The 11,196-nt window shown below is 55.9% G+C and carries 10 protein-coding genes; 4 read left to right on the forward strand and 6 right to left on the reverse strand.

Annotated elements, in window-relative coordinates:
- Nucleotides 1-47: 47 nt before the first annotated feature.
- Nucleotides 48-1,121 (forward strand): radical SAM protein, encoded by a 1,074-nt coding sequence (locus tag WC600_05590; protein ID MFA4902202.1) that lies wholly within the window; start codon nt 48-50, stop codon nt 1,119-1,121.
- 101 nt (nt 1,122-1,222) lie between these two features.
- Nucleotides 1,223-1,714, forward strand: a complete 492-nt coding sequence (locus WC600_05595; GenBank protein MFA4902203.1) for an AsnC family transcriptional regulator — start codon at nt 1,223-1,225, stop codon at nt 1,712-1,714.
- Nucleotides 1,715-1,813: 99 nt separating this feature from the next.
- On the opposite strand, the gene WC600_05600 is transcribed toward WC600_05595, so the two are convergent.
- The 6 genes from WC600_05600 to WC600_05625 all read right to left on the reverse strand — a co-directional run bounded on the left by WC600_05600 (nt 1,814) and on the right by WC600_05625 (nt 7,954).
- Nucleotides 1,814-2,281, reverse strand: a complete 468-nt coding sequence (locus WC600_05600; GenBank protein MFA4902204.1) for a universal stress protein — start codon at nt 2,279-2,281, stop codon at nt 1,814-1,816.
- 70 nt (nt 2,282-2,351) lie between these two features.
- Nucleotides 2,352-2,645, reverse strand: a complete 294-nt coding sequence (locus tag WC600_05605) for a hypothetical protein (GenBank protein ID MFA4902205.1) — start codon at nt 2,643-2,645, stop codon at nt 2,352-2,354.
- 27 nt (nt 2,646-2,672) lie between these two features.
- Complete coding sequence (locus tag WC600_05610) at nt 2,673-2,903, reverse strand: hypothetical protein (GenBank protein ID MFA4902206.1); 231 nt, start codon at nt 2,901-2,903, stop codon at nt 2,673-2,675.
- Between the two features lie 132 nt (nt 2,904-3,035).
- The gene (locus tag WC600_05615) at nt 3,036-3,602 is read right to left on the reverse strand and encodes a TlpA disulfide reductase family protein (GenBank protein ID MFA4902207.1); all 567 of its coding nucleotides are present in this window, start codon (nt 3,600-3,602) and stop codon (nt 3,036-3,038) included.
- A 146-nt stretch (nt 3,603-3,748) separates the two neighbouring features.
- Nucleotides 3,749-6,652, reverse strand: a complete 2,904-nt coding sequence (locus WC600_05620; protein MFA4902208.1) for a DEAD/DEAH box helicase — start codon at nt 6,650-6,652, stop codon at nt 3,749-3,751.
- A 219-nt stretch (nt 6,653-6,871) separates the two neighbouring features.
- Entirely contained in the window at nt 6,872-7,954 is a 1,083-nt protein-coding gene (locus WC600_05625) for a hypothetical protein (protein MFA4902209.1), read from the reverse strand.
- 235 nt (nt 7,955-8,189) lie between these two features.
- Here WC600_05625 and WC600_05630 point away from each other — a divergent pair, with 235 nt between their 5' ends.
- The gene (locus tag WC600_05630; GenBank protein MFA4902210.1) at nt 8,190-9,941 is read left to right on the forward strand and encodes a porin; all 1,752 of its coding nucleotides are present in this window, start codon (nt 8,190-8,192) and stop codon (nt 9,939-9,941) included.
- Nucleotides 9,942-10,590: 649 nt separating this feature from the next.
- A complete protein-coding gene (locus WC600_05635) occupies nt 10,591-11,103 on the forward strand; it encodes a fasciclin domain-containing protein (protein MFA4902211.1) in 513 nt (170 codons plus the stop codon).
- Nucleotides 11,104-11,196: the final 93 nt, after the last annotated feature.

The raw sequence follows: 11,196 nt of genomic DNA on the forward strand, positions 1-11,196 counted from the left end.
AGGAGAATGGTGGCGGTTATCCTCCAATTTTGTTACATATTAAGATAATGAACAATTTAAGCTCCTCGCCAAGGATAAAAATCCCGCCCCTCCGCCTCCTGGCCTGGGAGACCACCCGGCGCTGCAACCTGGCTTGCCTCCACTGCCGGGCCGCGGCGGGGTCCGGGCCTTATCCGGGGGAGTTGTCCACCGATGAAGGCATCAAACTCCTGGACGACCTGGCGACCTTGGGGCAGGTGGTAGTCATCCTCACCGGCGGCGAACCCCTGCTCCGGGAGGATATCTTCGACCTTGCGGCTTACGGCGCCAGGCTTGGCCATCGTATGGTCATGGCGGTGAATGGCACCCTGGTCACCCCAGCCATTGCGACGCGCCTCAAGAACGTGGGAATTCAACGGGTGAGTATCTCCCTTGACGGCGCTACGCCAAGCTCCCATGATCGCCTCCGGGCGGTGGATGGGGCCTACGCCGGGGCCCTGGCCGGGATTGCTGCCTGTAAAGAAGCTGGTTTACCCTTTCAAATAAACACCACCGTCACCCGGGCCAATCGGCTCGAACTTCCTGCCATCCACGAGTTAGCTATAAAACTCGAAGCCGCGGCCCATCACGTCTTTGTATTGGTGCCTACAGGAAGGGGGGAACTGATCCGGGAGGAACTGGTGACCCCGGAGGAATACGAGGCGACCCTACACTGGTTACTTGCGCGGCAGCGGGATGGCAAGCTTTTCATCAAGCCCACCTGCGCGCCGCAATACTACCGGCTCATGCGTCAGGACGCGTACGCTCGGGGCGAAAAGATCACACCGGCCAGCCATGGCATGGAGGCCATGACCAAGGGTTGCCTGGGAGGCCAGGGCTTCGCGTTTGTGTCTTATCAGGGGGAGGTGCAGCCCTGCGGCTACCTGGAATTGGTGGCGGGTAACATCCGGGAAACCCCCTTCCCGGCAATCTGGTCCGGTTCCGAGCTGTTTCAACAATTGCGCCAGGTTAACGACTACCACGGTAAATGCCACGCCTGCCAGTACCGCAAGGTCTGCGGCGGCTGCCGGGCCCGGGCCTATGCCATGACCGGCGATGTCCTGGGGGATGACCCCATCTGCCCATACGAGCCGGTGGGCTAATCTCTTAGCCTCGTTCCCAAGTTGTACTTGGGAACGAATTTGGAGCCCAAGCTAAACTTGGGCGCGAGCCAAAAATAGACGCCAAGGCGCAAGACTTTCTTATGACCATAGCGGAAAACGGAAAACCGAAAACGAAAAACGAGTCCTTGGACGATCTGGACCGGGCCATATTGAACGAGATCCAGTCGCATTTTCCCATTGAGTCCCGGCCGTATGCCGAGGTAGGCAGCAGGGTAGGGGCCTCGGAAGCTGAAGTCCTGGCCCGGGTTAAGGTCATGGCCGAATCCGGCATCATCCGGCGCCTGGGGGCTAACTTTACCTCCCGCAAACTGGGCTATACCAGCACCCTGTGCGCCGCCCGGGTACCCGAAGATAAGCTGGATCAGTTTGTGGCCGTGGTCAACCGCTATCCCGGAGTGACCCACAACTACCTGCGGCGGCACCACTATAATATCTGGTTCACCCTCATCGCCGACTCCGAGGCCCGCCTCAACTACATCCTGGAGGAAATCTCCCGGGTCGCGGGAGTCCCGGAAATTCTTAGCCTCCCGGCCCACGAAGTCTTCAAGATCAAAGTGGATTTTTCGGTGTGATGCGGTCGAGCGCCATACCGTAGACTAGGTTTTGTGACCTTCCTCTGATTTTTTCCCCTTATAGATAATCACCGCATTGTAGCGGCCCTCGCCCAACGCTTATTCCGGTTTTTCTAAACCTTCCCAGGGCACGCACAACACCGGGCAGGGCAGCAGGCGCACCACCTTCTCGGCAGTGGAGCCGAAAAAGACCTCCTCGATCGGCCCCCGGCCGCTCCGGCCATAGCCTCCCATGACGATCAAGTCAGCCGCCAGATCCCGGGCGATGACTGCGATCTCCTGAAAGGGAATACCCACGGTCACCATGCCGGTCACTTCCAGGCCGCCGCGCCCATGTTCTTCCAGGAAGGCATCCAACTGTCGTTGCGCCTCCTCCCGGAACTCCGGCAGTAGAGTTTCGGGCTGAACTTTCAGGTGTTCGGCCACCCGGGCCACAATGGATTGCTGAATGACATGCAGGAGAACCAGCTTGGCCCCGAAACACTGAGCGAGATGCTTGGCCGTCTTAAACGCCGCGCCGGCGCATTCGGAAAAATCGGTGGCTACGAGAATGGCTTTGAAATCCATGGGAGAGGTCCTTTATAAAACCGGGATACGTCTGGTTACGAGCTCGACTGCCTCTGCCTTAATCCCCAAATTATTTTAATCTCGCCTTAAGTATCTTGAACATCTGACCGGCGTTGCCAAAGCTCCCTGATTCCCTCAGCAGCACCTTGCCATGCTTATCCACGACCACGGTGGTGGGGGTGCCGTCGATATGGAAGACGTCTACGCCGATGGCCCAATCCGGATCGGGCACCATAGGGAAAGGCACTTTATAAGCAGCTTTGAATTTCCGCAAAGCTGACTCATTATCACTCTCGCCCACTGCGAGAAACTTTACCTTGTCTTTGAGGTCCGATTTTGCCACCAGATTATACAACCGGTTCACGACCGGTGCCTGATCCACGCAATGGGGTCAGGTGGTGCGCGTGATTTCGATCAGAACATAGGGGGCTTGGATATCCTGGAGGCTGAAATTTCCAGGACTTTTTAGGCCGAGATATTTTTGGTCCGCCTCCGTTACTGGGCCGGAAAACTTTAGGTTAGCAATCTTGGCATTGTCCGAGGCCGCAGGTGACGAGGAACTGAAACCCAGCAAAATCGTCAGGCAACCTGCCAGGGCCAGAGCAAAAGTCTTATGACGCATAGCTCCCCCTTTTCAGGATCTCGTTAGCATACGAATGATTTTCATGAACTGAAGATAAGGCCACAAACCGGTGGCGTCAATCGGGCGGGAATCGGGTCAGGCTGAGGACAGCCTGACCCGATTATGGAGCAGTTATTTTACCACGGCCTTGATCTTCTGGAGGACTTCATTGGGGTCGTCAAAAGTGCCGATATGGACAAATACAATCTTGCCAGTCTTATCCAAGATCACGGTGACGGGATACGGAGTGAAATTCAGGGCCTTGCCAAAGCTGTTGTTGGGGTCGGGCACCAAGGCGAACGGCACCTTATAGAATGCCTTCCACATTTTCATGCCCATTTCTTCGTTGCCCTGGCCCGCGCCGATAAATTTCAACTTGGTTTTCAGTTGAGGATCGGCTTGCACCTTTTCGAACAGTTGATTCATGAAGGGAGCCTGGTGAATGCAGTGCGGGCATTTGTCATTGAACTGCTCCACCAGCACATAAGGCGCTTTGACATCCTTCCAACTGAACGGGCCTTGTTTGGCCAGGCCGAGATACGTGGAATCTTCCGGCGTGATGGTCCCGGAGAATTTTACATCGGGGACTATTTGGCCGACCTTGGGCTCTGCCTCCTGTGCTGCCGCAATGGATATGGTGCCCACGAAAAAGATCAGAGCCAGACAGCAACTCAAGACTACAATTTTATTCCTGCTCATTAATTACCCCCCTTTCCATTTTTTGCTGAATGATAAACCAACCCTTGCTAAAGGGCAAAAGAAAAGCGCTCTTACCTATCTCTTCGGAACCGATTTTGGGAAAGTTTAGGGAAAAAACCAAGGGGGGTCGTTTTTTTTTCGGCAAATCAGCTAAAAAACCGCTCTTCCTGCCAATCCACCGGCATCCGCACCAAGGCTCCCTGGCGGTGCTGATAGAGCAGATAGCCATGGCGCACCCCAAATTCAAAGAGGCGCTGAGTCAGGACCACATCCTGGCGGCAGTAGGATTCCAACTCTTCCCACTTGCCAGCGGCATAGAGTTCCAGGGCCAGGAGGCCGTCGCCGCTCTTTTGCTCTCCCAAGGTCTTTTCCGACAAATGATTGAGGGAGAGCCGATGTCCCAGGAGGGTATGGACTTCCTCCAGGATGTCAAAAGTGGGCAATTCCGCCAACGGCACGGTCGTGTAAGGCTGCAAGACCTGGTAATCGAAGCGCTTGATATTGAAGCCCACGATCAGGTCCAGTTTTTTTAAGCGCTCTGCGAGCCGCTTCAAATCGTGCTCCCGATAGGTGGTGGCGACCCCCGTATGGCTCTCGTGGACCACCACGAGCGATACCCCCATGCGGTGGCATTGTCCCCAGCCGCCCACGTCCGCCGCAGAGCAACAAGTCTCCAGGTCCAAAACCCCGATCTTCCGGTTGCGGAACCAGGGAATTTCCGTATCCGTATCCGACTCCGGCACGGGCACCTCGACTGGTTCCGGCGCCGAAACAATCTGGATCTCTGCCGGCGTCTCCGCCTCTTCCACTCCCAACAGCAGTCCGGCGATCATAAGCGTCGCCTCTTTGTCCAGGGGTTTGTTGCCCGAACCGCACTTGGGCGAATGGATGCACGAAGGACAGCCGTCCTCGCAGGGGCAGGCCTCGGTGAGTGAAAGCGCCCGCTGAACTAAATCTTCCAAGATCTCGTAAGCCCGAACCGACAGCCCCACGCCGCCGGGATAACCGTCATAGATAAAGACTGCGGCTCGACCCACCTGAGGATGGGCTGGATGGGAAATGCCGCCGATATCGTAGCGGTCCGCCAGGGCAAACAACGGAAACATGCTGATGAGGACGTGTTCCAGGGCGTGAATGCCCCCCATGAAGTGGCCCCCTTGGGCGTACACCGCATTTTTTACCGCGTCCGGGATTTCCAGCCACATGCCCACGGTTTCAAAAACCTGGGGCGGCAGCTCGAGTTCGACCTGGCCCAGCAACTCCTGCCCCGGCAGCCTCCGCTTTTCGTAGCTCAGCAAGTGCTCCGTGACCTTGAGCCGCCCTATATGGGCCGTGAACCGGGCCACCTGCCGGGACTCTATAATCTCCAGGATTTCCGTCTCTTTGTCGGTCTGAATCCGGGTAAAATAATTGGGCTCGATGGAGTTGACCCAGACGTTGTGCCGCGCCAGGTCCAGCTTTTCCACCACCCAGGTCTGGGCCTTATGGAGATACACCGCGCCGGGATGACACTCTCGCAGGGCCCGGTGGCCGTCTATAGAGCCCAGGGGCCGCTTTTTCCCCGTCTGAAAAATGGCGAAGCTCTCCCCAAGCCCCCGGATATTCACTTCTTTCTGCGGGAACCGGGACCGGGCAAACCAGGCGTCGCCCGCGGCGGAGTGGAGCAACTGGCGCTCCCGGGCCAGTTCACCCACCACCTGCTCGTGCGCCTTCAGGTCAAAGTATTTCTCGTTTTTGGTATTAAGCGGCAGTTCCTGGGCCGCACAGGGCAGGTGGGCCTTGACCACAAACCGGTTATCCGGGTCCACCACCGCGGTCTCCATGGGCCGCCCGAAGAATTCCGCCGGATACTTAATGAAATACTGATCCAAGGCGTCGGCCTGGGCCACCATGACGATGAGTGAGTCCCGGCCCTGGCGTCCCACCCGGCCGGCCCGTTGCCAGGTGGTCACCATGGTGCCGGGATAGCCCACCAGGATGCAGACGTCCAGGCCGCCGATGTCGATGCCCATTTCGAGCGCGCTGGTCGAGATCACCCCCCGCATCTTGCCGGAAGCCAAGGCCCGCTCAATCTCCCGGCGCTCCTCCGGCAAAAACCCGGCCCGGTAGGAGCTGATAAAGCGCTTCATCTCCGGCGCCAGGCGCTGGGCCCAGACATGAATCAGTTCGGTGAGCTTCCGGGCCTGGGTAAAACAGATAGTGTTGAGCCCCTCCCGGATGGCCTGGGCAAAGATCCGGGCCGCGGTGGCCGGCGCGCCGCCGTGCGGATTGAGGAAGACAAAATGCCGCCCGCTCTGGGGTGCGCCGCTCTTTTCGATGATTTCCACATCCAGGCCGGTCAACATCTTGACGAAAATTTCCGGTTTGGCAATCGTGGCCGAAGACAGCAAAAACTGGGGGTGGGAACCGTAATGCGCACAAATCCGCTTCAAACGCCTGAGCACCTGCGCCATGTGGCTGCCCATAATGCCCCGGTAGGTATGGACTTCATCGATCACCACAAACTTAAGATGCGCAAAAAAGCTGGACCACGAGGCATGGTACGGCATCAGGCCCATGTGGAGCATGTCCGGGTTGGTGATGATCACGTGCGGCGGCTTGGCCTTGATGGCCTGGCGCTGGGCCGGAGGCGTGTCGCCGTCATAAATGGCGGACGTCAGAAAAGGGTAGGGGAGGGCGGCGTCCAACTCCTGGAGGGTCTTGAGCTGGTCCTGTTCCAGGGCCTTTAAGGGGAAGAGATACAGGGCGTGGCCCCGGGGGTTTTCTATAAGATTCTCCAGGACCGGCAGATTATAGATGAGCGTCTTGCCGCTGGCCGTGGGCGTGGCCACCAGCAGGTCTTTGCCCGCCCGGATGTAGTCCAGGGCCTCTCCCTGATGGCAGTAGAGCCGGGGAATCCCCAAACGCTCCAAGGCCGTCAGCACCCCCGGTGACAGCCCCGCAGCGCCTGCGACATACTCCACCGGCTTCTCAGGCAAGTAATGATAATGGCTGAGAATATCCCGGTATTCGGCGGTTTCTTTCAGGGAGTTGATGAAATCTTGCAGCATAATGAATCGGAAATTGGTGTAGGGTGAGCACCGCTCACCACGTACTCGTTCCCAAGTTGCACTTGGGAACGAAATTGGAGCCCAAGCTGAGCTTGGGCACAATCATTAACGTTCCCAAGCTCAGCTTGGGAACGAGTACCACGTTCCCAAGCCAAGCTTATAGGGCGTGCCGTGCACGCCGAACTGCGGCGGCCACGGGCCGCCCTATAGACTGTTTTTTCACTTCGTCCCCACATCAATATGCTCCCAGTCGGTACAATAACCCGTGTAGCACCACTCCTGGGGGATGCGCAGCCGCTGCCACTTGGCGGCCGTAAAGACCCAGGCCGGCAGTTGCCGGGCGTCCAGCTTGTGCATGGCGTCCCGGTTATATTGGCGGGTGGCCGGACTGATGGGGTTCGGTGTGCCGTCCACCACCCCCGGGTAGTTCGAATCATTGAAGTCAACGGCCAGGCCCAGGCGGTGGTTCGATCCTGGGGCATGGCGGCCGTGGTAGATTTCCGCCAGACTCTGATAGTGGCACATAACCACCGTGGCAGCCAGCGAATCCCCGTGATTATCGGGAAAACTCAGGCATTCCACCGCTACCGGAGGCGAGGCCGCGCTCACCGCGTAGGTGTCTTCCCCCATCCGCAACGACATCAGCGGCATCCGCCGGGACGGGTCGTACCAGCCTTCCCGGAAGATATATTCTATGAGCAGCCCCACCAAGGGCGCGAATTTGCTGTTGACCTCCACCTGAATCGTGGCCGGGCGGTAGTTCGCCTTATCGTTGACCTCCCGCATGGTGCGCACGAACCAGACATAGCCTGAAGGCCGCGGCGTCGTCAGGGCCACGGTCTGCCATTTTTTTTCGAAACCGCAATAAGTCTTAAGGCGTTGAGCCCGGGCCGGCACCCACACCGGAACCTCCAAAGTCACTCCCACCGGGTCGCCTCCCGGCCAGCGGCGGCGGCGCACGTCTTCCCATGAGGCAACTTGCCCCGGCGCCAGCAGCTTCAAAGTTTGATGCCGCAGCTCCACCATCTGGCCCACCCCCAGGAGGCGTTTGGCCAGAGTGACTTTCTGCAGGAAATCTATCTCCCGGGCCCGCTCCGACATGTGGGGCTCGTAAGCCAGGGCCACCTGGCGCAAAATTCTGGCCGTTTGAGCAGCCTGGGCAGCTTCCAGGATGAAGGGATGAGGCGGCGGGGCAGGGGATGGGGACTGCCGGATGACTTCGGCGGCCAGGATTCCTCCAGACACGATTATTACCAGACAGATCGCCAGAACCAGTGACGCCAGGACAGACCGAAATCGCATGGCTCTAATTGTATGTGAGCAGGTGAGGGCAGTCAATGCGAGAATGACTTGGTGTCGCTCGCGGTTGGACCCAGCGCGCGAAATTCATAACATTTATTTAACCACATTTATTTATATATAAAAAAATTGTCAGCATAGCTTTAACCATTTTTAATTAACTTAATAATTATTTACAAATAGCAGAATCCTACAATGCTCCCGGCCTAAAAAAATCTTGATACAGGGGGAGCATGAAATGGAATCAGACCCATCCAAAGCAGTTGCATTAGAGCTGGACCAGACTCCAAAAAAACTCGGAAGCAGGGTAGGACTATGGGCCATGGTGATGCTGGTGTGCCTGGCTCTGGCAAATATGGCGGGGTCCACGCCAGCTTGGGCCTTGAACGCCGACGAGCTGTTAGACATTATGGTGGACGAAGGCGCCATCACTCCGGAAAAGGCTCAGAAAATCAAAGAAAAGGCCCGCAAAATCGACAAGGCGAAAAAAGCCCAAGAGGATGCCAAACGGGCTCAGGAGTTACAACAGGTCAAGCAGGAAGCCAAAGCCGAAGCCAAAGCGGAGGCCGCCAAGGAGGCCAAAGCGGAAGTGAAAAAGGCCGTGCCAAAACCTGGGTGGAAGGCTTACTGGGATAACGGTCTGAAAGTGGAAAGTGAAGACGGTAAAAATAAGGTAAAAGTGGGTGGAAGAATCCAGTATGACGTCGCCAGCGTCTCTTCACCTACGCGCCGCTTTGCCGATCAAGTTTCGTTTGATGAAGGGACCCGGCTTACCGGTTCCGGTGCAGAATTCCGGCGGGCCAGGTTGTATATCGAGGGCGACGTTTACGAAGACATCTTTTTTAAGGCGCAGTATGATTTTGCCGGCGGCTCCACGGCATTCAAGGATGTCTACTTAGGGGTTAAGCATATCCCCTACATCGGGCATATCCGGGTCGGCCAGATGAAGGAACCCTGGTCGCTTGAAGAGCAAACCAGCAGCAATTTCATCACCTTCATGGAAAGAGCCTTGCCGAATGTATTCTCCCAGGAGCGCAAACCGGGGGGCATGGTTTACAACACCGCTTTTAACAAGCGGTTATACTGGGGCACGGGAGTTTTCTTTAACACCATACGAGCCACCAGTGATACCGATGCCGGTGGTGATTCCTACCAAAACTTTCAAAACTGGGACGCCACGGCGCGTCTCGCTGGCACTCCCCTGTATGAGGACAACGGCAAGCATCTGATCCACCTGGGTTTTTCTTACATGCACCAGTTCCGTAACGACAGCACGAACACGAATAACAGCGGTACGCCGACCTCTTTTGCCTTGCGCTACCGGCAGCGCCCGGAGGCGCATATTACCGACGCCCGGACGGTGGACACCGGAGGGAATACCAACGCCCGGACGTTGTTCGCTCGAGGCCGCATTCTGCCGGTCGTCGGCCAGCGCGCCCTGATTGCCACTGAGGGCGTCAACCTGATCAACCCCGAGTTCGCTTTGGTGTGGGGTCCCTTCTCCCTTCAAGGCGAATACGTGCTTTCCGCAGTCGAAGCATCTCGCAGGCTAGCACGTCCCGTAAGAAATACTTTCTTAACCAGCGATAACCCGACTTTCCAAGGCGGCTACGCGTATGTCAGCTACTTTCTCACCGGCGAACACCGAACCTACAAACAATCTGACGCTTGCTTCGACCGAATCAAGCCGAAGCGTAATTTTAATCTGAAAGGAACCGGCTGGGGCGCCTGGGAAGTGGCTTTCCGCTGGTCCTATCTGAACTTGAATAGTAGTGGGGTATATGGCGGCATAGAAAACGATTATACCATCGGTCTGAACTGGTACCTGACCCCCAACACTCGATGGATGTTCAACTATGTGCAAGCCGAAATCACTGATCGCCAGGTCACCCCAAGCACCCAATACGCGGTTCCAACCAGAGCTTACCCGGAAAATTATGCTAACGGGTCAGTTAACGTTGTGGAAACTCGTTTTCAGATTGATTTCTAAAGTCTGAACCCAAAAAACCTATAAGGGCAGAGCCGAAAACTCGGCTTTGCCCTGAACTATCCGTAAGGCTTTCAGCAAGAGGGACTCTTGGCCGAAGAGGTTAATGGAAATGCAGTCGCCGGTGCAGCAAGTGGGGGTATCATTTGCCGAAGAGAACTGGTGACAATGTTCATGGAAAGTCCATTTTATTTCGATATGTCGCTAAGGGAACGGCTTACCCTCGTACAGCAACACGAATGGCGCTGTTCCCATTGCGACCGGCGGACTCACTGTACCGCTACCAAGACGGGCAACATATATTATCAATTAAAGCCGTAAGTTACCTTCAGATCAACTCTGTCTGACCCAGTCTCTTAAAAAAATTTCACCTGATTACTCCACCTCCAAAATAAAATAAACACTTCAGCCGGGAAGGGGAGTCAATGCGCCCGTCTAAGAGGTAAGCGAGCTGACAACGCAGCAGCTTTAAGAATTCAACAAAAAATGCCTTTATGTAAAAAAACTAAGAGATCTATCTTGTTTTGAGCCAAAGCCGTAATTATCCTGTGGACATGCGCCAAGACCCCTTTGGGATAGCTGTATTCTGAGGCCAGATAACGCTAGACGGGACATCCAACCCAAAGACCACTCTCAAAAGGAGGTAGTTTCCTTGAAAACCAAAATTGTCGTATTGACTCTGATCATGGCTTTGATCCCGGTAGGGCTGATTATGGCCCAACCGCAGATGACGATCTACGATACCCTGAAGGCCAATGGCAATTACAATGCCCTGGTGGCTTTGCTCGATAAGGCCAATGTAGCCGAAGTGAAGCAGATGCAGGGGCCCTTCACCATATTTGCTCCCGATGATGCGGCTTTTAACAAAGTGCCCCCGGAAACCTTGAAAAGGATCATGGATGATGAGGCTATCGCGAAGAATGTAGCGTTCTTCCACATAATCCCGGGAAAATACATGGTCAAAGATCTTCCTGAACTTAAAGAATGCAAGACCCTGTGCCCCACCGCGGCTGCCCAGCCGCTCAAATTTACCAAGGTCGGAGTAGACAAGTACATGGTTAACAATGCCAACATCACCAAACCCGACATGATGGCCACCAATGGGGTAATTCAGGGGATCGACATGGTACTGATCCCACCTATGGCTCCGCCAAAGGTTCCGTAATACCTGAACGGGGTAACTTGAGCCCCGAAACCTGTTCCGTCTATCGTTATCTGGCCTCGGAATTTTTGCTGAATTCGTTTGAACGGGCGTCTT

Source organism: Desulfobaccales bacterium, assembly GCA_041648175.1.
Lineage (GTDB): Bacteria > Desulfobacterota > Desulfobaccia > Desulfobaccales > 0-14-0-80-60-11 > 0-14-0-80-60-11.